This is a genomic window from Caulobacter sp. AVps18 (assembly GCF_058681425.1).
The window spans coordinates 883,565-905,359 of record NZ_CM178737.1 but is presented as its reverse complement, the minus strand read 5'-3'; the positions used below and the strand labels follow the sequence as shown (position 1 = coordinate 905,359).

The 21,795-nt window shown below is 68.8% G+C and carries 20 protein-coding genes; 14 read left to right on the top strand and 6 right to left on the bottom strand.

The window, feature by feature from the left end; genetic code table 11:
* Positions 1 to 87: 87 nt before the first annotated feature.
* The 8 genes from ACW179_RS04335 (at position 88) to ACW179_RS04300 (ending at position 8,332) form a co-directional block, all read left to right on the top strand.
* Positions 88 to 1,500, top strand: a complete 1,413-nt coding sequence (locus tag ACW179_RS04335) for an alpha/beta hydrolase (RefSeq protein WP_492063081.1) — start codon at positions 88 to 90, stop codon at positions 1,498 to 1,500.
* Positions 1,497 to 1,961 (top strand): 23S rRNA (pseudouridine(1915)-N(3))-methyltransferase RlmH, encoded by a 465-nt coding sequence (gene rlmH, locus ACW179_RS04330; protein WP_492063080.1) that lies wholly within the window; start codon positions 1,497 to 1,499, stop codon positions 1,959 to 1,961. The genes ACW179_RS04335 and rlmH overlap by 4 nt, the downstream gene beginning before the upstream one ends.
* Positions 1,962 to 2,080: 119 nt before the next feature.
* Entirely contained in the window at positions 2,081 to 3,133 is a 1,053-nt protein-coding gene (locus ACW179_RS04325) for a murein hydrolase activator EnvC family protein (RefSeq protein WP_492063079.1), read from the top strand.
* 110 nt (positions 3,134 to 3,243) lie between these two features.
* Positions 3,244 to 4,629: a S41 family peptidase gene (locus ACW179_RS04320; RefSeq protein ID WP_492063078.1), complete on the top strand. Its 1,386-nt coding sequence runs from the start codon at positions 3,244 to 3,246 to the stop codon at positions 4,627 to 4,629.
* Positions 4,630 to 4,723: 94 nt separating this feature from the next.
* Positions 4,724 to 5,905, top strand: coding sequence for a divergent polysaccharide deacetylase family protein (locus ACW179_RS04315; RefSeq protein ID WP_492063077.1), 1,182 nt, complete (start codon positions 4,724 to 4,726; stop codon positions 5,903 to 5,905).
* The gene (locus ACW179_RS04310) at positions 5,902 to 6,402 is read left to right on the top strand and encodes an RNA pyrophosphohydrolase (RefSeq protein ID WP_492063076.1); all 501 of its coding nucleotides are present in this window, start codon (positions 5,902 to 5,904) and stop codon (positions 6,400 to 6,402) included. The genes ACW179_RS04315 and ACW179_RS04310 overlap by 4 nt, the downstream gene beginning before the upstream one ends.
* Before the next feature lie 25 nt (positions 6,403 to 6,427).
* Positions 6,428 to 7,537, top strand: coding sequence for an alpha/beta hydrolase (locus tag ACW179_RS04305; RefSeq protein WP_492063075.1), 1,110 nt, complete (start codon positions 6,428 to 6,430; stop codon positions 7,535 to 7,537).
* A 45-nt stretch (positions 7,538 to 7,582) separates the two neighbouring features.
* Entirely contained in the window at positions 7,583 to 8,332 is a 750-nt protein-coding gene (locus tag ACW179_RS04300) for an alpha/beta fold hydrolase (protein ID WP_492063074.1), read from the top strand.
* Here the strand turns inward: ACW179_RS04300 and ACW179_RS04295 are convergent.
* Complete coding sequence (locus tag ACW179_RS04295; RefSeq protein WP_492063073.1) at positions 8,329 to 10,293, bottom strand: transglycosylase domain-containing protein; 1,965 nt, start codon at positions 10,291 to 10,293, stop codon at positions 8,329 to 8,331. The two genes, ACW179_RS04300 and ACW179_RS04295, sit on opposite strands and share 4 nt — an antisense overlap.
* Before the next feature lie 176 nt (positions 10,294 to 10,469).
* Here ACW179_RS04295 and recQ point away from each other — a divergent pair, with 176 nt between their 5' ends.
* Positions 10,470 to 12,311 carry a DNA helicase RecQ gene (recQ, locus tag ACW179_RS04290; RefSeq protein WP_492063072.1) on the top strand — a complete coding sequence of 614 codons (1,842 nt, stop codon included), beginning with the start codon at positions 10,470 to 10,472 and terminating at the stop codon, positions 12,309 to 12,311.
* A gap of 6 nt (positions 12,312 to 12,317) precedes the next feature.
* On the opposite strand, the gene rsmD is transcribed toward recQ, so the two are convergent.
* On the bottom strand, positions 12,318 to 12,881 hold the full coding sequence (gene rsmD, locus ACW179_RS04285; protein WP_492063071.1) for a 16S rRNA (guanine(966)-N(2))-methyltransferase RsmD: 564 nt from the start codon (positions 12,879 to 12,881) through the stop codon (positions 12,318 to 12,320).
* A gap of 188 nt (positions 12,882 to 13,069) precedes the next feature.
* Here rsmD and ACW179_RS04280 point away from each other — a divergent pair, with 188 nt between their 5' ends.
* Entirely contained in the window at positions 13,070 to 14,065 is a 996-nt protein-coding gene (locus ACW179_RS04280; protein ID WP_492063070.1) for a CPBP family intramembrane glutamic endopeptidase, read from the top strand.
* Positions 14,066 to 14,228: 163 nt separating this feature from the next.
* Here ACW179_RS04280 and ACW179_RS04275 read toward each other — a convergent pair whose 3' ends face one another.
* Both ACW179_RS04275 and ACW179_RS04270 read right to left on the bottom strand, forming a co-directional pair.
* Positions 14,229 to 14,879, bottom strand: coding sequence for a lysophospholipid acyltransferase family protein (locus tag ACW179_RS04275; RefSeq protein WP_492063069.1), 651 nt, complete (start codon positions 14,877 to 14,879; stop codon positions 14,229 to 14,231).
* 1 nt (position 14,880) lies between these two features.
* Positions 14,881 to 15,855 carry a phosphatidate cytidylyltransferase gene (locus tag ACW179_RS04270; RefSeq protein ID WP_492063068.1) on the bottom strand — a complete coding sequence of 325 codons (975 nt, stop codon included), beginning with the start codon at positions 15,853 to 15,855 and terminating at the stop codon, positions 14,881 to 14,883.
* Positions 15,856 to 15,923: 68 nt separating this feature from the next.
* Here ACW179_RS04270 and ACW179_RS04265 point away from each other — a divergent pair, with 68 nt between their 5' ends.
* Positions 15,924 to 16,604 (top strand): CDP-alcohol phosphatidyltransferase family protein, encoded by a 681-nt coding sequence (locus ACW179_RS04265; protein ID WP_492063067.1) that lies wholly within the window; start codon positions 15,924 to 15,926, stop codon positions 16,602 to 16,604.
* A gap of 115 nt (positions 16,605 to 16,719) precedes the next feature.
* On the opposite strand, the gene ACW179_RS04260 is transcribed toward ACW179_RS04265, so the two are convergent.
* Entirely contained in the window at positions 16,720 to 18,360 is a 1,641-nt protein-coding gene (locus ACW179_RS04260; protein ID WP_492063066.1) for a pseudouridine synthase, read from the bottom strand.
* Between the two features lie 50 nt (positions 18,361 to 18,410).
* On the opposite strand from ACW179_RS04260, the gene ACW179_RS04255 reads away from it, so the two are divergent.
* On the top strand, positions 18,411 to 18,896 hold the full coding sequence (locus ACW179_RS04255; protein ID WP_492063065.1) for a nucleoside deaminase: 486 nt from the start codon (positions 18,411 to 18,413) through the stop codon (positions 18,894 to 18,896).
* A 158-nt stretch (positions 18,897 to 19,054) separates the two neighbouring features.
* Here the strand turns inward: ACW179_RS04255 and ACW179_RS04250 are convergent, their stop codons facing one another.
* Complete coding sequence (locus ACW179_RS04250) at positions 19,055 to 19,462, bottom strand: hypothetical protein (protein WP_492063064.1); 408 nt, start codon at positions 19,460 to 19,462, stop codon at positions 19,055 to 19,057.
* A 118-nt stretch (positions 19,463 to 19,580) separates the two neighbouring features.
* Here ACW179_RS04250 and pseB point away from each other — a divergent pair, with 118 nt between their 5' ends.
* On the top strand, positions 19,581 to 20,618 hold the full coding sequence (gene pseB / locus ACW179_RS04245) for a UDP-N-acetylglucosamine 4,6-dehydratase (inverting) (RefSeq protein ID WP_492063063.1): 1,038 nt from the start codon (positions 19,581 to 19,583) through the stop codon (positions 20,616 to 20,618).
* The gene (gene pseC / locus ACW179_RS04240) at positions 20,618 to 21,787 is read left to right on the top strand and encodes a UDP-4-amino-4,6-dideoxy-N-acetyl-beta-L-altrosamine transaminase (RefSeq protein WP_492063062.1); all 1,170 of its coding nucleotides are present in this window, start codon (positions 20,618 to 20,620) and stop codon (positions 21,785 to 21,787) included. The genes pseB and pseC overlap by 1 nt, the downstream gene beginning before the upstream one ends.
* The last annotated feature ends 8 nt before the right edge of the window (positions 21,788 to 21,795 follow it).

Genomic DNA, 21,795 nt, shown 5'->3' with positions numbered 1-21,795 from the left:
GCAGGCCGTGCTTTCTCCAGATGACGAAAGCTTAAGCTGCGCCGACCGGCGCATTCCATCATCGTGCGCGCTCCTTTGGAGTGACGGATGAAATCCCTTGTTTCCGCGGCCGCCGCGTTATGGCTGACCGCAATTGCCAGCCCCGGCCTGGCCGCGCCCTTCGACTCCGCCTCCGACGCTTTTGCGCCCTGTGCCGACGCCGCCAAGGACACTGCCCTGACGGGGTCGCTGTGCGCGCGTTTCCAGGCGCCCCTCAGTCCCGCTGATCCGCAGCTTGGTGACGCCCAGCTGTTCGTCCGCCAGTTCCCCGCCCAAGCCCCGTCGCGGGGTCAGGTCTGGCTGATCGCAGGCGGACCGGGCGAATCCGGCGCCAGTTTCTATCCGCTGCTGAAGCCTTTGCGGGCGGCGTTCGCCGGCTACGATCTGATGATCCCCGACCATCGGGGCACGGGCTTCTCCACGCGACTATGTCCGACCGAAGAAGCGCCCCAAAGTCCGGGCGGTATGGCGCTGAGCGGGGCTGAATGGAGCACCTGCTTTTCAGCCCTGACTGGGCCCCGCGCCAAGGCCTTCACCATCAGCAACGCGGCCGGTGACCTGCGCGCCCTGATGGATCGCTATGGCGGCGACAGGCCGACGATCCTGTACGGCGTCTCGTATGGTACGCAACTGGTGCTGCGGACCCTGGCGGTCGCACCGCCCAGGCGCGTGGACGGCGTCATTCTCGACTCCCTGGTTCCGCCCGACGACACGACGACACTGGACCTCAGCCACCGCTCGGCCGTGGTCGACGCCGTCGGCCGCCGGGTGCTGGCGCGCTGCGACGCCGACAAGGCGTGCCGGACCAGGCTTGGCGGCTCGGCGGTCGCGGCGATGCAGGCCGTGGTCGATGGCCCGAAGCTCGCGGCCCTGGTCCCGGGCGGCAAGCCCAAGCTGTTCTTCGGTGCCCTGCTCGACCATCCCGCCCAGCGCGCCCAAATCCCCGGCATACTGGCGGCGTTACGCGCCGGTGATCCCGCTCCGGCCCTCAAGGCGAAAGCCGAACTCGAGGCCTTCGCGCGCGACTTCATGCGCTTTGAGCAGTCATCGATGTCGGTCCCGCTGGTCAGCCTGATCAGCGCCTCGGAAAACAACGCCCGCCCCGGCCTGACCAAGGCCCAGATCGACGCCGAGGCTGCGGGCCTGCTGTTCACCAGCCCCCTGCCCGGACAGCTGATTGGCGGCGCGAGCAACGCCTATCCGCGCGATAGCGGGTTCGGCAAGATGCCCGCCAAGCTGCCGCCCGTCCTGGTGCTGCAGGGTGATCTCGACCCCAAGACCCCCCTGGCCGGAGCCCAGGCCCAGACCGCACGCCTCAAGCCGGCCGGCCGCGTGGGCCTGACGATCGTCAAGGGCGGCCCGCACTTCCTGCTGCTCACCGCGCCCGACTGCTTCGTCGCGTCCGCCAAGGCTTTCGTGGCGACGAAGCGGGCCGTTCGTGGCACATGCTCGCTGGAATGAAGCTCACCATCCTCACCGTTGGAAAGCTTGGCCGCATGGTCGAGGCGCAGCTGGCGCTGGACTATATGTCCCGCGCCACGGCGTCCGGCCGCGCCCTGGCCCTGGGTCCGGCCGAGATCGTCGAGGTCGAGGCCAGGAAGCCCGGCAAGGCCGCCGAGGCCGAGGTGCTGCGTCCGCATCTTGAGGGTGCCTATGTCATCGCCTGCGACGAGCACGGCAAGGTGCGGCCCAGCCGCGCCTTCGCCGAGCACATCGGCCGGCTGCGCGACGATGGGACGCGCAAGGTCGTGTTCCTGATCGGCGGAGCCGACGGCCTGGATCCGTCGATCCTGTCCAGCGCAAACGAAACCCTGGCCTTTGGCCCCCAGACCTGGCCGCACGCCCTGGCCCGGGCGATGCTGGCCGAGCAGATCTATCGCGCCGTCACCATCCTGTCGGGCTCGCCCTATCATCGCGACTAAAGCATCGCGCGGAAAAGTGGTCCCCGGTTTTCCGCAAAAGCGATGCGAAAACAGAAATCTAGAGCAAGGCAAGCGAGTTTGATTTCGCGCGCGTTGCTCTAGGGTTAAGAGCGAGTCTGATGTTGCAGCGCCGCTCGCCTCTCGTTCTGTCGGTGGTCGCCCTGGTTCTCGCCCTGTCGGCGGCCGGGGTCGGGGTCGCGCGTCAGAACGCCGACCAGCGGGCGCGCGACAGGCAGTCGGCCATCGACACCCGCCGGGAGATCGAAGACCTGCGCAGCGAACTGACGCGCCTGGACAATGCGCGCCTGGCCGCCGGCGATGACGTGGACCTCAAGCGCGCGCGGCTGGAGATGCTGAATGCGCGCGAGGTCTCGGTTCTGGCCAATCTGGGGCGTGACCGTCACCACCTGGCCCGCCTGTTGTCGGCCCTGCAGATGTTTCGTCGCAATCCGCCACCGGCCCTTCTGGTCAGCCCGAGCGACGCCCGCGACGCCGTGCGGGCGGCGATCCTGGTGAGGGCCATGACGCCCGACCTGCAGCGGCGGGCCGACGGCTATGCCCGCCAGGCCTCGGCCGTGGGGGCGCTGCGTCGCGAGGCAGCGGCGGCGGCGGCCGAGCTGTTTACCGCCGAGAGCGTGGTGGCTGACCGCAAGGGCGAGATCGAGCGCCTGATCATCGAGAAGACCCGCCTGGAGCGCGCCTATGCCCAGGAAGCCCTGGTCGAGGCCAGCGAACTGCGCACTCTTGGTGCCCTGACCGATGGCCTGATCAGCCGTGAGCCGACCGGGCCCCTGATCCTGGCGATGCCGGCGCCGGGACCGATCGCCCGACGGTTTGGCGACACGCTGCCGGCCGGCGGCCGTTCCAGTGGTCTGGCGATCCGCGCGGACAAGGGCCGGGCCGTAAGCAGCCCCGTGGCCGGAACCGTCGAATATGCCGGCGCGCTGAATGGATGGGGCGTCGTCCTGATCCTGCGCGCCCAGGGCGCCTACCATGTGGTGCTGGCCGGTCTGGATCAGGTTTCGGTCGGCCCCGGACAATCGGTCGCGGCCGGCGAACCGATCGGAAAGATGGGTGATCGTGTATCTGCAGATCCGGAGCTCTATCTGGAGGTCCGAAAAGAGGGCGCCCCGGTCGATCCCGAACGCTGGATGAAGCAAGGGTCGCCGTAGACGACTTTTTCAGCAATGATGGCCGTAAATCGAACGTTCTCTTCCCGCAGGGTTGAGCCAGAGTCATCACAGTGCGCCGCACAGCGTCGCCAGGGAACCTTCAGGGCCTAATGCGCAAGTACCTGTTCATCGGAGTTTCGGCCTTTGTCCTCGGCGCGGGGGCCATGGCCTATGTCAGCCCCATGGCGCAGGCCAACAGCGCGCCCAAGGCCAAGACCTACAAGCTGCTGGAGCTGTTCGGCGATGTGCTGGGCACGGTCGAGGACCAGTATGTCACCGAGGTCGATGACAAGAAGCTGATCGAGGCGGCGCTGGACGGCATGCTGACCAGCTTGGACCCGCATTCGGGCTATCTGTCGCCCGACAGTTTCGAGGACATGCAGGACACCACGCGCGGCGAATATGGCGGGCTGGGCCTGGAAGTCACCAGCGAGGAGGGGGTCGTCAAGATCGTCTCGCCGATGGACGGCACCCCGGCTTCGCGCGCCGGTATCCAGGCCGGCGACTATATCACCGCCGTCAACAATCAGAGCGTGCTGGGCCTGACCGTCAACGAGGCGGTCAAGCAGATGCGCGGCGCGCCGGGTGAACCGGTGACCCTGACCATCGCCCGCGAAAAGACCGACCCCTTCGACGTCAAGCTGGTGCGCGAGATCATCAAGCCCAAGGCCGCCATCGCCCGCATGGAAGGCGACTATGGCTATGTGCGTCTGCCGGGCTTCAACGAAAAGGCCACCGACGCGCTGGTCTCTTCGATCAATGAGCTGAAGACCAAGAACCCCAAGATGAAGGGTCTGGTCCTGGACATGCGCAACAATCCCGGCGGCCTGCTTGATCAGGCCGTGGGCGTGGCCGACGTGTTCCTGGACGGCGGCGAGGTGGTCAGCCAGCGCGGCCGCGATCCGCGCAACATCCAGCGCTACAACGCCAAGGCCGGCGACCTGCTGAATGGCCTGCCGCTGGTGGTGCTGATCAACCAGGGCTCGGCCTCGGCGGCGGAAATCGTCGCCGGCGCCCTGCAGGACCGCAAGCGCGCAGAGCTGGTGGGGCTGACAAGCTTTGGCAAGGGCTCGGTCCAGACCGTGATCCCGCTGCGCGGCGGTGCCGATGGTGCCCTGAAGCTGACCACGGCGAAGTATTTCACGCCGTCGGGTCGCTCGATCCAGAAGACCGGCATCGCGCCTGATCTCGAGGTCGCCCAGACCCGCGACCAGGCCCAGGACATCGCCAACCGCGTCTGGTTCAGCGAGGCCAGCTTCAAGAACGCGCTCAATGCCGACGAGGGCAAGACCCGCCAGGGAGCCCATACCCCGGCCGAAGCCCCGCCCGCCGGCTTCGACGACAAGAGGGGCGACTTCCAGCTGGAGCGCGCCCTGGCCGTCCTGAAGGCCGGCTCGGTCGCCACGACGCCCAAGATGCCCAAGCCGGCCGCCAAGATCGCCGAGGTCACGGCCAAGGCCGCCGCCCAGGGCAAGCCGGTTATCGAGAAGAAATAGCCCCTTTTGGCCCCCGCCTTTTCAGGTCGGGGGCCAATTGGTCGCAGGGCTCTGTTAACCATAAATTTGAAGCTTGCCGGCTAGGGTCGCGTCGATGGCCGCCATGTTCTCCCGCAAGCCCGCCTATGCCGCCGCCGCGCCTGTTTCAGAGGCGTCGGGCGACCTGCGCGCGCGCCTGATGGCCGCCGCGAGCAATCCCTATATCGCCGCCGGCGGCGCGGGGCTGCTGTTCCTGTCCACCCTGGCTGTGCTGGTCCTGGTCACGGGCGATCCCAATGCCGGCGCGCCTCTGGTCCGGGCTGAACTGACCAAGATCGGCGCGACGAAAAATGCGCCGGAGGGCTGGCGCGAGGCCCTGGCCGACGAGAGCGATCAGGAAGCCGCCTTCCAGCCGGGAACCTTCGATCTTTCGGCCAAGCCCATTGTCGAGGCGCCCCAGGGCGAGGCGACGATCTCGGTCATGGGCGAGGCCCCGCCTGTGCCCGTCACGGTGACCGGCGGCGCCCTGCCCCAGGCGCCTCTGGCCGGTCTCAGCGCGCCCGGCCCGGGCGGCGCGCCCTTGCCGATCATCGCCGCCAATGGCCAGACCGCCGCCGAGGCCTATGCCCGGCCGTTTACCGCCACCGGTCGGCCCAGGGTGTCGGTCGTGATCGGCGGCCTGGGCCTCAACCCCCAGACCACCCGCGCCGCCATCGAGACCCTGCCGCCGGAAATCACCCTGTCCTTCGCGCCCTATGCCGAGGGCTTGCAGGGCTGGATCGACCTGGCGCGGGCCAATGGCCATGAGGTGCTGCTGGAAACCCCGATGGAGCCGGCCGACTATCCGGCCAATGACCCGGGTCCCTACACCCTGATCGCCGCCAACCGGCCCGAAGACACGGTGCGCAAGCTGGAATGGCTGATGTCGCGGGCTACGGGCTATTTCGGTCTCAGCAACTATCTGGGCGCGCGGTTCGTCGAGTCGGACGCCGCCATGAACACCTTTAATGCGACGCTGAAGGCCCGGGGCCTGGCCTTTGTCGATGATGGTCTGGCCGCGCGGCGGGGTGGGGCGATCCCGCGCGCCTCGGCCGACCGGGTGATCGACGACGAGCTGTCGGCCTCGGCCATCGACGCCCAGCTGCGTGCGCTCGAAACCGGCGCCGCCGCCCGGGGCCAGTCGCTGGGTTCGGGCTTCGCCTATCCCGTGACGATCAACCAGGTGCGTGCCTGGGCTGCGGGCCTGCCTGCGCGGGGCGTGCAGTTGGCCCCCGCTTCGGCCATGGCCCGGCGATGAGTGCGATCCCGACGACCGACGACCTGCCGCGCCACCGTCCCAATGTCGGGGTGGTGCTGTTCCATGCCGATGGCCGCGTCTGGCTGGGGCGTCGCCACCAGCAGCCTGCGCCCCACAACTGGCAATTCCCGCAAGGCGGCGTCGACGACGGCGAAGAGCTGCTGGATGCCGCCCGCCGCGAGCTGGCCGAAGAGACCGGCGTGGTCTCCGCCGACCTGCTGGGCCGCACCGAAGGCTGGATCGCCTATGACTTTCCCGCCGACTTCGCCGGCTCGAAAAAGGCGCGCGGCTGGCTTGGTCAAAAACAGGTCTGGTTCGCCTTCCGCTTCACGGGCGAGGAGGCCGAGATTGACTTGGAAGCTCATGGTGAGGTCGAGTTTGACGCCTGGCGCTGGGGAAGCCTCGACGAAACCCCGGAACTGATCGTACCCTTCAAGCGCGGGGTCTACGAGACGGTGGTCGCCGCGTTCAGGGGCTACGCGCGAGGCGACGCATAAGTCTCCCGCGAGGGAGGACGATTGCATGCCGCGAACCATTCTGATGATCCACGGCTATGGCTGCGCCGGCGATTGCTGGGGCGGCGTGGCCGCGCGGCTGCGCGCAGAAGGCTATCGCGTCAAGACCCCCACCCTGCGGGGCGAGCTGCGCCGGGTCGCGGCGCCGGGCGCGGGCCTGGCGGGGCTGTCCCTGGCCGACTATGTCGCCGACATGAGCGCCCTGGCCGCTTCGCTCGCGCGCGAAACCGGCGCGGCACCGATCGTCTTTGGTCACTCGATGGGCGGCATGATCGCCCAGAAGCTGGCCGAGGCCGGCCTGACCGCCGGGATCGTGCTGTTTGCACCGGCCTCGCCGGCCGATGCGCGGGCCAAGCCCAAGCTGTCGCCGGTGTTCACCTTCCTCAATATCGCCCTGTCGCCCCGCCCCGAGACCCGGGCGGTGAAGATGTGGAAGACCGGCTTCAAGTGGGGCGTGCTCAACGCCGTGCCCGCCAGCCGCCACGACGCTCTCTACGCTGCGGCGGTCTATGATTCCGGACGCGCGCTTTCGGACCTGGCCTGGCCCGACAAGGACCCCAACCGCACGGTCCATGTCGACGCCGCCAGGGTGAAGGTCCCGGTGATGGTCGTGGCCGGCGTCCTTGACCGCACCACGCCGGTCGAGGACGTGCGTCTGGTCAGCCAGAAATATGGCGCGGACTATTCGGAATATCCCGACAACGCCCACTGGCTGATCGACGAGCCGGGCACGGCAGTCATTCTGGACGACGTCATCGGCTGGCTGAACGCCAAGGGGCTGGCGTCGCCCCGGCCCAAGGCGGTCAAGCCTGCGCCCGCCCCGGCCCCGGTTAATGTCGCGCCGAAGCCCGCGCCGGTCGCCGCTGAAGCGCCTGTCGCCGCCAAGCCCAAGGTTCAGGCGAAGACGGCCTCGGCCAAGCCGGTTGTGCAGGCCGCGTCGCCGCCAAAGCCGGCCAAGGCACCCAAGGCCAAGGTTGAAAAGGCCGTGTCGCCGCCGACGGCGGTCGTCAAGCCCAAGGCCGCTGCCAGGTCGAAGGCGTCGTCCGCCACCCCGGCCAAGCCGGCTGCGACAAAGGCGCCCGCCAAATCTTCGCCGAAGCCGAAGAAGAGCGTGTAGGGTCCAGACAGCTGATCCTGGGTCGGCGAAGTACGAAAGGCGGCCATGCCCGCACCTGTTATCATGGTCCACGGCGCGTTCTGCGGTGGCTGGACATTCGACCTCTTCCGTCAGCCTTTCGAGGCGGCCGGGCATGTGGTCCACACGCCGGATCTGTTGGGCCGCGAAGGGCAGGGCGCCGTCGCCGGTCGCTCGATGACCGACTACGCCAGGCAGATCGCCGCCCTGTGCGCGGCCTGCGACGAGCCGCCGGTGCTGATCGGCCACTCGATGGGCGGCCTGGTCGCCCAGATGGCGGCCGCCCGCGCCAAGGTCTCGCGCCTGATCCTGCTGGCTCCGTCGCCGCCCTGGGGCGTGTCGGGGGCCAGCCTGGAAGAGGCGGTTTCGGCCGTCAGCCTCTATGCCCTGGGTCCCTACTGGCTGCAGGCCGTTGATCCTGACTACACCGTGGTCAAGCGCTACAGCCTGGACCGGCTGGAGCGCGCCGAGCGCAAGGCCCTCTATGCCCGCATGACGCCCGAAAGCGGCCGGGCCCTGTGGGAGACGCTGAACTGGTGGCTGGATCCGTTCATGACCACCAGCGCCACGCCCTCGGGCGCGCCCACCCTGGCCATAGCCGGCGGCAAGGACGTGATCCATCCGCCCGCCACGGTGCGCCAGACGGCCGCTCGCCTGAACGGCGCGGTCGAGGTCTTCCCGGAGATGAGCCACTGGCTGCCGGGCGAACCGGGCTGGGAAGCCGTGGCCCAGCGCTGCCTGGACTTCATCCAGGCCCGGGACCGGGCCGCAGCCTAGTACGGCAACTGATCGGCCGGCGGCGGACCCGCCGCAGCGGGAACCTCGGCCGACGGCCCTTCGGGTGCGGTGGCGGGGTCGATCAGGTCGCCGATCGGATCTTCGCCCGGCGCGGGCGGAGGCTCGACCAGCCCGCCGGGGATCGGGGTTGATTTCAGGCGCGGCAGGGCGGCGGCCATGAAGTTGCGCCAGATCTCGGCCGGGGCCCCGCCGCCGGTGATCCTTTTCATCGGCGTGTTGTCGTCCTTGCCGGTCCAGACGGCGGCCACGAAGCCGCCCGTATAGCCGACGAACCAGGCGTCACGATAATCGCTGGTCGTGCCGGTCTTGCCGGCAATGTCGTAGTCGCCGACCCGCGCCCGTGTGCCGGTGCCCGTGGTCACGACCTCACGCATCATCTGGTTCATGTACTGCAGGGCCGGTGAGCCGATCACTGACGGTCGAGAAACCTTTTCGACATTGTGGTCGTACAGCACCTGGCCGCTGGCAGTGCGGATGCGCTCGATGCCATAGCCCTTGGCCAGAAAGCCGCCGTTCGAGAATGGCGCATAGGCCTGGGCCATCTCCATGGGCGAGACCTCGACCGCGCCCAGGGCCATCGACGGGTCCAGCTGGATCTTGCTGGAAATGCCCAGGCGACGGGCGGTCTGGGCCACATTGCCGGTGCCCACCTCATTGGCCAGGCGCGCGGCGACCGTATTGATCGACTGGGCCAGGGCCGTCTGCAGGGTCATCGGACCCAGATACTTGTTGGTGTAGTTCTTGGGTTCCCACGTGCCGATCTTGACCGGCTCATCGACCACCATCACGGCGGGGGTGCGGCCCTGCTCCATGGCGGTCAGATAGACGAAGGGCTTGAAGGCGCTGCCGGCCTGGCGCCGGGCGGTGGTGGCGCGGTCGAACTGGGTCTCGCCATAGTCGGCCCCGCCGACATAGGCGCGGATGCGGCCTTCGCCGTCGATGGCCACCAGGGCTGCCTGCTGTACGCCCTGCTTGATATGGCCCTCGACGCCCAGCTTGACCGAGCGTTCAGCGGCTACCTGGATGGGCAGGTCGAGCGTGGTCTCGACGACCAGATCTTCGGTCGGTTCGCCGACCAGCGAGCGGACCTGGGCGTCGATATAGTCGGTGAAATACTGGGCGCGCTGGTTGGCCAGGGTGGCCGAGACGCGAACCGGCTCCTTGATCGCCTCTTCCATCTGCTGGGGCGTGATCGCCTTGATGCGAACCATCTCGTCCAGCACCACGGTGGCGCGACGCGCGGCGCGCTCGCTGGCGCTGACCGGCGAATAGCGGGCGGGGCCCTTCATCATGCCGGCCAGCAGGGCGCTCTCGCCGATGGTCAGCTGGCTGGCGGGCTTGTTGAAATAGCGCTGCGAGGCGGCCTCGATGCCATAGGCCCCGGCCCCGAAATAGACCCGGTTCATATAGAGGGCCAGGATCTGCTTCTTGCTGAACTTCAGCTCCAGCCAGACGGCCAGGATCAGCTCCTGGGCCTTGCGGCGATAGTTCTGGGCCGGACTGAGGAACAGGTTGCGGGCCAGTTGCTGGGTAATGGTCGAGCCGCCGCGCTGGGGCCCGTCATGGGTCATGTTCCAGGCCACCGAGCGGATGATGCCCCACGGGTTGAACCCGAAGTGGCGATAGAACTGGCGGTCCTCGATCGCGACGAAGGCGGCGGGCACATATTTGGGCAGGGCGTCGATATCGACCGGCGGGGCATACTGGCTGCCGCGCACGGCCAGCAAGGCACCCGAGCGGTCCAGATAGTTGATCGAGGGCTGACGCTTGACGTCATACAGCTTGGAGGTGTCGGGCAGGTCGGTGGCGAACACCGCGAAGAAGGCGACGACGAAGATCAGCCCCCAGACGCCCAGCACGGTCGTCCAGTACAGCAGCGCCTGAAGCGGCGTGCGCTGCGGCTTCGCCGGCCGATTACCGCCGAAGGTTCCGTTCGCCATCTCGTCGTCATCCCACGCTACGTCAAAGGACGCTCGTCAGCGCCCCGTTTAGCCCAAGCCCACAAAACGCGCGACATGATTGACGAGAGATGAACGGCGATCGCGGCGCTCCTGTGGCAGGCCGGTTTCGCGCGGAAAGCCTTGGCGCTGGCGCCGGCCGCTGTCACAAGTCCGCTGTGCTCCAGACCCCTGATTCCCCTGATCTCGACACCGCGCGCGAGGTCCTGCGCCGCACGTTCGGTCACGCCGATTTCCGCGGCCTGCAGGCCGGGGTGATCGGCGAGCTGCTGGCCGGACGCAGCGCCATGGCCGTGCTGCCCACGGGGGGCGGCAAGAGCCTGTGCTACCAGATCCCCGCCCTGATCCGTCCGGGCCTTGGCCTGGTGGTCTCGCCGCTGATCGCCCTGATGGCCGACCAGGTGGCGGGCCTGCAGCAGGCCGGCGTCGCGGCCGAGCGCCTGGACAGCAACACCCTGCCGGCCGAGCGCACCGACATCTGGCGACGGATCGAGGACGGCCAGCTGGACCTGCTCTATCTGTCGCCCGAAGGCCTGATGCAGCCCTCGATGCTGGACCGTCTGTCGCGCCTGAACCTGGCGCTGGTGGCCGTCGACGAGGCCCACTGCGTCAGCCAGTGGGGTCATGACTTCCGCCCCGAATACCGGATGCTGGGCCGTATCGCCGAGGTGTTCCCCAGGGTCCCGCGCCTGGCCGTCACCGCCACCGCCGACGCCCGCACCCGCGACGATATCCGCGCCGAACTGCGGCTGGAGGGCGCCGCCGAATTCGTCGACAGCTTTGCCCGCCCCGAACTGGCCCTGAACGCCGAGCGCAAGCGCGGCAAGGGCCATGACCGGGTGGTCGAGCTGGTGCTGGAGCGGCCGGGCCGGGCCGGCGTGGTCTATGCCGGCAGCCGCGATTCCACCGAGAAGCTGGCCGAGAAGCTGATCGCCGAGGGCATACCGGCTTTGGCCTATCACGCTGGTCTGGATAAAAACGTCCGCGCCCGCCGGCTGGAAGAGTTCCTCGAGGCTGATGCGGCGGTGATGGTGGCAACCATCGCCTTCGGCATGGGCGTCGACAAGCCGGACGTGCGCTTCGTGATCCACGCCGATCCGCCCGCCGCCATCGAGGCCTATTGGCAGGAAATCGGCCGGGCCGGGCGCGACGGCCAGCCGGCCGAGGGCATCACCCTCTATGGCTCGGCCGACATGGCCTGGGCCGGCAAGCGGATCGAGGGCCGCGACGCCCCCGACGAGGTCCGCCAGGTCCAGTCCCGCAAGCTGCGCCAGTTCTACGCCATGCTGGAGGGGACCACCTGCCGGGCCGCCGCCGTGCGCCGCTATTTCGGCGAAGAGGGCGTGGCCGTCTGCGGGGTCTGCGACATCTGCACCTCGCCGCCCAAGGGCATCGACGCAACCGAAGCCGCCCAGAAGGCGCTGTCGGCCGCCCACCGCCTGGGCGGGCGGTTCGGGCGCGGGCGTCTGATCGACCACCTGCTGGGCAAGACCAAGGACGTCACCCCGCAGGAAGCCCAGATGTCGACCTTCGGCATCGGCCGCGAATACAGCCCCGTCACCTGGCGCGACCTGCTCGACACCCTGGTGTTCGAGGGCCTGCTTCGGGAAGATCCCAATGACGGTCGGCCCCTGGTCGGGCTGGGCGATGTCGAGGGCGTCAAGGCCGTCTATCGCGGCGAGCGCCGGGTCAGCCTGCGCCAGCAGGTCGAGGCGGCCGCCGACACGCGCTCAGGCGCGCCGCGCAAGCGCCGCGAGGGCAAGGCTTTGACCGTGCCGATGGCCGACCAGGGCCTGTTCGAGGCCCTGCGCGCCTGGCGCAAGGAACAGGCCCAGGCCCAGCACGTGCCGCCCTATGTGATCTTCCACGACGCCACCCTGGCCGAGATCGCCGCCGCGCGTCCGGCCAGCCTGCCCGCCCTGGCCAAGGCCGGCGGCGTCGGTCAGGGCAAGCTGGATCGCTATGGCGAGGCGGTGCTGAAGGTCGTGCGGGATAACTGAAGCGCTTCAGTCCGCTTTGAGGAACAGCACCCGGGCCGCGCCATAGTCGCGGGTGTCGATCACCGAAAAGCCCGGCGTGACCGGGGCCGGCTCGTCGCGGCCGCGTTCGAACATCACGATCGCGCCGGGGGCCAGCCAGTCGTGGGCCAGCATGGCGGCCAGGGCCTTCTCGCCCAGGCCCTTGCCATAGGGCGGGTCGAGGAAGGCGATGTTGAACGGCGCGCCGGCGCTGGACGGGCGGGGGCCCAGGTCGGTCGCATCGCGGCGATGCACTCGGCTGACCCCGAACAGGCCCATGGCGTCGATGTTCTCGCGGATCGCGCCGCGCGCCGGATCGGCGGTCTCGACGAACAGGCAAAAACCCGCGCCGCGTGACAGGGCTTCCAGCCCGAGCGCGCCCGAGCCGGCAAACACGTCCAGCACCCGCGCGCCGTGAAGTTCCGGCGCCCAGGCGGCATGCTCCAGAATATTGAAGATCGCCTGTCGCGCCCGGTCCGAGGTGGGCCGTGTGGCGTCGCCGGGCGGGGCGACAATGGCCTTGCCGCGATACTGTCCCGAGACGATGCGCATCAGACGGCGTGGCCGAAAAATGCGGGACGGAAAGCGCGGATCGCGCCCGGAACGGCGTCAGCCATGATCAAACCTTCGATACAGTGTGGCGTGTGTGCCGCTGTTGACGCTTTCGGGCAAGTCGGACGCTTTACAAGCTCCCGGCCGCCCCGTCTTAGTCGCCCAAGCAGGAAGAGCTTGGCGAGGCGATGGCGAGGGGTGTGATCTGGGCTGCGGTGCGGGAGTCGCGGTTCCTTGCGGACCTGACGGCGCAGGATCGCGACCTGCGGACGCTGGCCCTGACCGTTTTTCTGGGCGCTCTGGCGGCGGTGGTCGCCGCCCTGCTGGGCGTCGGGGCGGCCTGCCTGGCGTTCATGATCATCATCAGCGGACTGGACGGCGTGCCCGCCGCGACCGCCTTGCTCGCCGTTTTCGACCAGCCGGCCCTGGCCCAGACCAGCGCCCAGGCCTCACTGTTCCTGTCGGCGGTGCTGGCGGGAGGCAATGGCGCGGCGGCCCTGGCGTTCGTCGCCGTCGCCGCCAGCCTGACCCACCGCACGTGGCGACGCTATGGGGTGGTGGAGACGCCGTTCCGCAGCCGGCTGCTGATCGCCGGTCTGCTGCTGGTCGGCGGCCTGATGACCGTGCTGTTCTTCATTTCGGCAGCGTTTTCGAGCGCCATGTCGACAGCCCCGATCCTGACCCTGGCCTCGTCGAGTGTCGGGCGCGCGACCTATGCCGTCGTCACCGTCGTACTGCTGGTGATCGCGGCGGCGGCCGAGGAGATCCTCTTCCGGGGCTGGCTGCTCAAGCACAGCGCCGCCTTCACCCGCAATCCCGTGGTGCTGATGAGCCTCAATGGCCTGCTGTTTGCGGCCATTCACTTCGATCCCAGCCTCGAGGCCTTCGTGCTGCGCGCCGCCATGGGCGCCGGCCTGACCTGGATGACCTTGCGCACCGGCGGGATCGAGCTGGCGATCGGGGCCCATGCCGCCCACAACATCGTCGTCATGCTGCTGGTGCGGCCAATGAGCTTGCCGGCTGAAGGCGTACCGATCCCCCAGGCGATGCAGACCTTTCAGGCCGAGTCGCTGGTCGCCGCCGCCGTGGTGGGTGTGTCCTATGTCGCCCTGGCCGAGGCGGTGGTGCGCTGGCCGGTCATGACCCGCAGGATCGACCGGCGCGGCGACCCGGCGCCGGTCTAACGCGGGTTGCGCTTGCTGGGAATCGCACGCCTACCCCGCTCCTCCCCGCGAAAGCGGGGATCCAAGCCGGGTGTCCGGCAAAGGCTCCGTTAGCTCAGCTTGGGTCCCCGCTTTCGCGGGGAAGAGCGGCTATAGGAACGGTTCCGGCAAATGCCATCGCGCTCTAGCTATCCCGCCAGCGCAAGGGCGGAGCGTCGGCCTTCAGGGCCAGCAGCGCCTGGCGCAAGGTATCCATGAAGGCCGGCCGGCTGCCCTCCCAGTGCAGGGGCTCGCCCACCAGCACCGCGCAGTTTAGTGGCACGGGCACCACCTCGCCCTTGGGCAGCACGCGGCCCGCGCCCTGGATCCAGACCGGAATCACCGGGGCCTCGGGGAAAGCTTCGGCCAGACGCGCCACGCCGCTTTTCAACTGGCCCATCTCGTCGCTCTCGCCCTCGCCGCGCGTGCCTTCGGGGAAGACCAGCACGATGTCGCCCGCCGCCAGGGCCTCGCGGGCCGGAGCAAGAACATCCTCGCCGCTGCCTGCCTTGGCGCGCGCCACCGGCACGATGCCGATAATGCGGCGCGAGAACCAGCCGATCACCGGGTCGCGCAGGAAATAGTCCGCCGCCGCCGCCGGCCGCAGGCGACGTAGCGCCTTCGACGGAAAGATCGCCAGCATCAGCAGGGTGTCGACATGGCTGGAGTGGTTGGCGGCGATGATCGCCGGGCCCTTCAGGGGCAGGCGCTCGCGGTTCGACACGTCGGCCCCGGTCATGAACAGGGCGATCGGACGGAAGATCAGGATCAGCAGCAGGGAGCGCAGGAAGCTCACGTCAGAACCGGTCCAGCGCATACAGCGCCATCAGGTGGAAATAGAGCGGGGCGGTGAAGGTCAGGCTGTCGGCGCGGTCCAGCACCCCGCCGTGGCCGGGGATGGCGTGGCTGGTGTCCTTGACGCCGATGTCGCGCTTGACCGCGCTCATGGTCACGTCGCCGGCAAACCCCGCCACCGGCAGGACCAGCGCCATGATCGCCAGGCCCAGACCCGACAGCGGCGTGAAGACGGGGCCCAGAAACCAGATCAGCAGGCCCGCGCTGATCCAGCCGCCGAGGAAGCCTTCCCAGGTCTTGTTGGGACTGACCGTCGGCAGGATCTTGTGGCGGCCCAGAAGCTTGCCCCAGACATATTGCGCCACGTCGTTGAACTCGGTGGCCAGCAGCAGGAAGAACACCAGGCCCGCAGCCCCGGCCGGCAGGGCCTCGACCGCGGGCGTCCGCATCAGGAAGGCCGCGAAGCCCAGATTGTAGACGCAGGTGACCAGCCCCCAGTGAAAGGTCGCCGCCGTCGCGAGGTATCCCCGCGTCTGACCCAGCATGGCCATCAGGAACGGCATGCCCAGGAACACCCACACCGGGATGAAGACCAGATAGAACATGTAGAGATCGCCGACGATGAAGCCGTAGGAGGCGATCAGCACCCCATAGGCCGCCAGGATCGCGAACCGGTCCTCGCGCCGGGTGGGGGCCAGGGACAGGAACTCGCGTAGGCCCAGGAACGAGATCAGGGCAAACACCGCCACCGTCGCCTGCCAGCCGGCCAGCAGGGCGCCGGCCAGCAGCGCCACCATCACCCACCAGCTGCTGATCCGCAGGCGCAGTTCCTCGTACGATTTCTGCGGCTTCAGCACCGGCAGCACGGCGGCGATCAGCGCGGCGACGCCCAGCAGGGCGACCACCCCGGCCAGGCCCCACAGCAGGGCGGGCGGCTGGCTGGCCAGAAAACGGCTCACTTGGTCCAGGATCGACATCCACGCCCCATTCGCGACACGTGGGGTATAGCCTAGTTGTCGCCTGCAGCGACACAGCCGGAGCCGTCATGACCGACACGCCGCAGAACCGCCGACCGTTGAAGGTGCGCGCCGCTGCCTGGCCTCGGGTCCTGGCGGCGCGTCTGGCGGCGGCCAAGGTCAGCCCCGACGCGATCTCGGCCGCCAGCGTGGCCTTTGCGGCGCTGGGCGGCGCCTTGCTGCTGCTGTCGGGCCTGCTGGAGCCGGCCGGACGAGCGGCGGCCCTGATCGTGGCGGCCCTGTGCGTCCAGCTGCGACTGGTCTGCAACCTGCTGGACGGACTGGTGGCGGTCGAGCACGGCAGGGGCGGACCGGCCGGGCCGATCTGGAATGAACTGCCCGACCGGGTGGCCGACGTGCTGTTGCTGGTCGGGGCCGGCTATGGCGCGCGGGCGCTGGGCCTGCACGGCGCCGAAGTCGCCGGCTGGATCGCCGCCGTGCTGGCGGTGACTACAGCCTATGTGCGCGAACTGGGCCGGGGCCTTGGCCAGCCGGCCGACTTTTCCGGTCCCATGGCCAAGCCGCAGCGGATGGCGGCCCTGACGGTCGCCTGCGTGATCTCGGCCTTCGAGCCGCTCTGGGGCGGCAAGGGGCAGGTGATGCTGCTGGCGCTGGCGCTGATCGCGGCAGGGGCCCTGGTCACCGTGGCGCGGCGCACCCGGCGGCTGGCGGGGTGGTTGGGGGAGGATTCGAGTTCAAAGCGCACATAAACTTGTCATCCCGGAAGCCTCGCAGAGGCTATCCGGGACCCAGGGGGTGGCGCACTGCGATGACCCCTGGGTCCCGGCTCTCCGCTCCGCTGCGGCCGGGATGACAAGGATTGAGTTAGCGCGGCGTCTTCGGACCCTTGTAGGGACGCGGCGCGCCGGGTTTGGCGTCGAACGCGGCAGGGGCCGCTCGCGCGGGTTTGCCCGCCATGGGTTTCGCGCCAGGCTTGCTGAACGCCTTGGAACCGCCGGGACCGGCCGGCTTGCCGGTGTAGGGCTTGCCGCCCGCCTTTCCAGGCTCGGCCGCGCGAGCCTCGAAGGTGGAGCGGGCCGGCCTGGCCGAAGACGGCTTCGTGTCCGGACTGTCGAACGCCTTGGCCGTGAAGGGTTTGCCCTTGGCCGGTTCCGCCGAGCTCGCCTCAAATCCACCGGCGCGCGCCGGCCTGGCTGAGGCCAGCTTCGCGGCCGGCCTGTCGAAGGGCTTGGCCTCGCTGGAACCGACACGCTTGCCGGCAGATGGCTTGCTCCAGGCCTTTTCCGCCGAACGCCTCTCGAAGCCGCTGGCCGGGGCCGGCTTGGCACCCGGCTTGGCTCCTGCCTTGTCGAACGATTTCGTTCCCGCCACGCCGCCGGCTGCCTTGGCACCGAACGACTTGGCCGCCGTCGACGGCCTGGCCCCTCGCGGCGAAAGCGGATCGGGGCCGATCATCTTGCTCTCGATGCCCTTGGGCGCGCGCTTGATCGGCTTGACGCCCGCGATCACCACCTTCTTCTTGGGCTTGGCCCAACCGGCCTTGTAGACCGGCTTTTCAACGCTGCGCTCGCCGGGCTCGGCGACCTTGGGCAGGGGCGCAGACTTGATGGCCCGGCGTTGCAGCTCACCGCCCCTGGCGGTGCCGGGCGCGTGCAGCGGATCGGCGATGCCGATGAACTGCGGCTTGTCGCCCTTGGGCATGTCTTCTTCGGCGACCAGGTCGGCCAGCAGTTCGCGGATCACGCGGGGGCCGACTTCCTCGACCTGACCCGGCAGCAGGGTGGCCAGGGCAAACGGGCCATAGGACAGGCGGATCAGGCGATTGACCTTCAGGTCCAGGTGCTCCAGCACCCGGCGGATTTCGCGGTTCTTGCCTTCGGTCAGCGAGATGGTGATCCAGATATTCTTGCCGCCGACCTTGTCCTGGGCCTTGTCGAGCTTGGCCTCGATGGAGCCGTAGCGGACGCCCTCGATGGTGACGCCGTCCTTCAGCCGGTCGAGCCGGGCCTGGTCGGTGTTGCCGAAGGCGCGCACGCGGTAGCGGCGAATCCAGCCGTTGTTGGGGGCTTCCAGCTTGCGTGACAGCTCGCCGTCATTGGTCAGCAGCAGCAGGCCTTCGGAATTGAGATCCAGACGGCCCACCGAGATCAGGCGCGGCAGCTCGCGCGGCAGGGCCTGGAACACCGTCGGGCGCTCCTTGGGATCGTTGTGGGTGGTCATCAGGCCGGTGGGCTTGTGATAGCGGAACACCCGCGTGGGCTCGCGCTCGGCCACCAGCTTGCCATCGACGGTCAGGAAGTCGCCCGGAGCGATCTTGACCGCCGGGGTGGTCAGCACCTTGCCGTTGATGGCTACGCGTCCGGCCTCGATCAGGCGCTCGACCTCGCGCCGCGAGGCTACGCCCGCGCGGGCCAGGGCCTTGGCGACGCGTTCGCCGGTCGAGGGATCGTCGAGGTCGCCGTCGGTGCCGGGATCGTATAGGGGGTCGTGGGGCGTGCTGGTCATTGTCGTTCCTTCGAGGGGCCGGGCGCATCTCACGATGGGCTTTTGGGCAAATGCGCACCGATCTGCAGGACGATCAAGACCGCGCCATGATGAGTCTGGCCCTCGACGCCGCCCGGGCTGCGGCGACGGCCGGAGAAACCCCCGTCGGGGCCGTGATCCTCGATCCGGCCACCGGCCAGGTGCTGGGCGTGGCCGGCAATGGTCCGATCGCCGCCCATGACCCCACCGCCCATGCCGAGATCGCCGTGATGCGACAGGTGGCGGCGAAGCTGGAAAACTATCGCCTGACCGGTCTGACCCTGGTGGTGACGCTGGAACCCTGCGCCATGTGCGCCGGGGCCATCAGCCATGCGCGGATCGGCCGGGTGGTGTTCGGCGCCGACGACGCCAAGGGCGGGGCGGTGGTGAACGGCCCCAAGTTCTTCGCCCAGCCCACCTGCCACTGGCGGCCCGAAGTGACCGGCGGGGTGATGGCCCAGGAGAGCGCCGACCTGCTGCGCGGCTTTTTCCGCGCGCGGCGGGGGAAGAAGGGGTAGGCGAAGATCCTCCCCCTCTGGGGGAGGTGGCCCAGAGGGCCGGAGGGGGCAGCGTGGGCTGGCCCAGATAGAGCTCCGCTTCCGTTTCGCCGGCGCTGCCCCCTCAGTCGCTCCGCGACAGCTCCCCCAAAAGGGGGAGCATCATCTATGCCGAAACCCTAGTTCAGCAGGGCCGAACCCAGCAGGACGCGGCTGCCGGGCTTGCCCAGCACCTTGTCGGCGGCCTTCTGCATCTCGCGGCCGATATAGTCGACATCCGGCGGCTCGCCCCGGCGCATGCCTGCGGCATAGGTCATCAGCACCTGGGCAAAGGCGGCCCGCAGGCGCGGCTGCGACTGCTGGGCGCGCTCCATCAGCTTGGGGTCCTTGGCCTCCAGACCCGCTTCCAGGGTCAGAACCCCGCGCCGGCCGTCACGGCGTATGGCCACGGCTGTAAGGGGCTGAAGCGCGAAATAGGTGACCGGCGCCTTCTCCTCTTTCTTGGGGGCACTGGCCAGTGCGGACCCCGGCGCGGCCAGCGCGGCGCAGGCAAGGACGATCTGAAGCAGGGGCGGAGCGCGAAGCATTCGCTATGAATAGCGCAACGGGATTGACGTCCTCTTTACGCCTAGGCGCGACAAAGGTGCGTTAACCACGAATCGCACCCTCGCGGATCTTCGCGGCGGGCGGCTCAGGAGGCTGAACGTGGGGCGTTTTTCTCCGCAGACCCTCGACCTGGACGGCAAGGTGATCCTGATCACCGGCGGCACGGGATCGTTCGGGCGTCGTTTCATCGAGACGGTCCTGCGACTGTCCAATCCGCGCAAGGTGATCGTCTATTCGCGCGATGAGCTCAAGCAGAGCGACATGCAGATCGAACTGCGCGAGCAGTTCGACGAGGCGACCTATGCCAAGATGCGATTTTTCCTGGGTGACGTGCGCGACCGCCAGCGCCTGACCCTGGCCCTACGCGGGGTCGATATCGTGATCCACGCCGCCGCCCTGAAACAGGTGCCGGCCGCCGAGTACAATCCGTCCGAGTGCATCCACACCAATGTGCTGGGCGCCGAGAACGTGGTCTGGGCCAGCCTGACCAACCATGTGAAACAGGTCGTCGCCCTGTCGACCGACAAGGCCTGCAACCCGATCAATCTGTACGGCGCCACCAAGCTGGCCTCGGACAAGACCTTCGTGGCCGCCAACAACCTGTCGGGCGACATCGGCACCCGCTTCGCCGTGGTGCGCTATGGCAATGTCGTCGGTTCGCGCGGCAGCGTGGTGCCACTGTTCAAGCGCCTGCTGGCCAATGGCGCGACCGAGCTGCCGATCACCGACGCGCGCATGACCCGCTTCTGGATCACCCTCAACGAGGGGGTCGATTTCGTGCTCTCGTCGCTGAACCTGATGCGCGGCGGCGAGATCTTCGTGCCCAAGATCCCGTCGATGACCATGCCTGACCTGGTCAAGGCCCTGTCGCCCAGCGCGGGGATCAAGGTCGTCGGCATCCGTCCGGGCGAGAAACTGCACGAGATGATGATCAGCGCCGATGACGCGCGGGCCACCATCGAGCTGGACGACCGCTATGTGATCGAGCCCACCTTCGTGGAATATCCGCGCAAGCGTTTCGGTGCCGATGACGGTGCCCGGCCGGTGGCCGAGGGCTTCTGCTACAGCAGCGACAATAATGACGACTGGCTGTCGGCCGAGGGCCTTTTGGCCATGCTGGCGGAAAAGGCCGACTGATGTCGGGCGGGCCGCAGCCCTTCCTGCCCTATGGCCGCCAGACCATCGAGGATGATGATGTGGCGGCCGTGGCGGCGGCCCTGCGCGCCGACTTCCTGACCACCGGTCCGACCGTCGAGGCCTTTGAGCGCGCCTTTGCCGAAAAGGTGGGCGCCGCCCACGCCATCGCCGCCGCCAACGGCACCGCCACCCTGCACCTGGCCATGCTGGCCCTGGGGGTGGGAGAGGGTGATGTCTGCATCGTGCCCTCGATCACCTTCCTGGCGACCGCCAACTGCGCCCGCTATGTCGGGGCCGAGGTGGTGTTCGCCGATGTCGATCCCGAGTCCGGCCTGATGACCCCCGACACCCTGGCCCAGGCTCTGCAACGGGCGGGCGAGCGGCGGGTGAAGGCGGTGTTGCCGGTGCATCTGCGCGGCGATGTCTGCGACCTGCCGGCTCTGCGCGCCATGGCCCATGCGGCCGGCGCGGTGCTGGTCGAGGATGCGCCCCATGCCCTGGGCTCGGTGGGAACCTTCGATGGCGTGGCCCATCCGGTCGGTGACGGGGCCCACAGCGCCTTTGCCAGTTTCTCGTTCCATCCGGTCAAGACCCTGGCCACCGGCGAGGGCGGCATGCTGACCACCAACGACGCTGCCCTGGCGGCGCGGGCCCGGTCCCTGCGCGGCCACGGCATGGTGCGGCCGCCGGGGTCGGATCCCTGGTGGTATGAGATGCCGGAGATCGGCTTCAACTATCGCATTCCCGACGTGCTGTGCGCGCTGGGCCTGTCGCAACTGGCCAAGCTGGACCGGTTCGTCGCGCGGCGCCGGGCGCTGACGGCCCTCTATGTCGAGCAGCTGGCGGCCCTGTCGCCGCATGTTCGCCTGGCGACCACCCCGGCCTGGTCGGATCCGGCCCTGCACCTGCTGACCGTGCTGATCGACTTCGAGGCCGCGGGTCTATCGCGGCGGGCGGTGGTCGAGGGTCTGAAGGCGCGGGGGATCGGCAGCCAGGTTCACTACATCCCGGTCCATCAGCAGCCCTACTATGTGCAGCGCTACGGGGCCTTGAGCCTGCCGGGTGCCCAGGCCTGGTACGACCGTTGCCTGACCCTGCCGCTCTATCCGGGCATGGCCGATGAGGATGTCGATAGGGTCGTGAACGCTCTGGCCGAGGTCTTGGCTTAGAGCGGGTT

Bases quoted from the DNA above. Each gene is read 5' to 3' on its own strand.
- rsmD (WP_492063071.1), bottom strand. From the start codon at position 12,881: ATGCGCATCGTCTCGGGACAGTATCGCGGCAAGGCCATTGTCGCCCCG.
- ACW179_RS04270 (WP_492063068.1), bottom strand. From the start codon at position 15,855: ATGTCGATCCTGGACCAAGTGAGCCGTTTTCTGGCCAGCCAGCCGCCC.
- ACW179_RS04325 (WP_492063079.1), top strand. From the start codon at position 2,081: ATGTTGCAGCGCCGCTCGCCTCTCGTTCTGTCGGTGGTCGCCCTGGTT.
- ACW179_RS04310 (WP_492063076.1), top strand. From the start codon at position 5,902: ATGAGTGCGATCCCGACGACCGACGACCTGCCGCGCCACCGTCCCAAT.
- ACW179_RS04280 (WP_492063070.1), top strand. From the start codon at position 13,070: ATGGCGAGGGGTGTGATCTGGGCTGCGGTGCGGGAGTCGCGGTTCCTT.
- ACW179_RS04250 (WP_492063064.1), bottom strand. From the start codon at position 19,462: ATGCTTCGCGCTCCGCCCCTGCTTCAGATCGTCCTTGCCTGCGCCGCG.
- ACW179_RS04315 (WP_492063077.1), top strand. From the start codon at position 4,724: ATGGCCGCCATGTTCTCCCGCAAGCCCGCCTATGCCGCCGCCGCGCCT.
- ACW179_RS04265 (WP_492063067.1), top strand. From the start codon at position 15,924: ATGACCGACACGCCGCAGAACCGCCGACCGTTGAAGGTGCGCGCCGCT.
- ACW179_RS04300 (WP_492063074.1), top strand. From the start codon at position 7,583: ATGCCCGCACCTGTTATCATGGTCCACGGCGCGTTCTGCGGTGGCTGG.
- ACW179_RS04305 (WP_492063075.1), top strand. From the start codon at position 6,428: ATGCCGCGAACCATTCTGATGATCCACGGCTATGGCTGCGCCGGCGAT.
- pseC (WP_492063062.1), top strand. From the start codon at position 20,618: ATGTCGGGCGGGCCGCAGCCCTTCCTGCCCTATGGCCGCCAGACCATC.
- ACW179_RS04255 (WP_492063065.1), top strand. From the start codon at position 18,411: ATGCGCACCGATCTGCAGGACGATCAAGACCGCGCCATGATGAGTCTG.
- ACW179_RS04295 (WP_492063073.1), bottom strand. From the start codon at position 10,293: ATGGCGAACGGAACCTTCGGCGGTAATCGGCCGGCGAAGCCGCAGCGC.
- ACW179_RS04260 (WP_492063066.1), bottom strand. From the start codon at position 18,360: ATGACCAGCACGCCCCACGACCCCCTATACGATCCCGGCACCGACGGC.
- ACW179_RS04320 (WP_492063078.1), top strand. From the start codon at position 3,244: ATGCGCAAGTACCTGTTCATCGGAGTTTCGGCCTTTGTCCTCGGCGCG.
- ACW179_RS04335 (WP_492063081.1), top strand. From the start codon at position 88: ATGAAATCCCTTGTTTCCGCGGCCGCCGCGTTATGGCTGACCGCAATT.
- rlmH (WP_492063080.1), top strand. From the start codon at position 1,497: ATGAAGCTCACCATCCTCACCGTTGGAAAGCTTGGCCGCATGGTCGAG.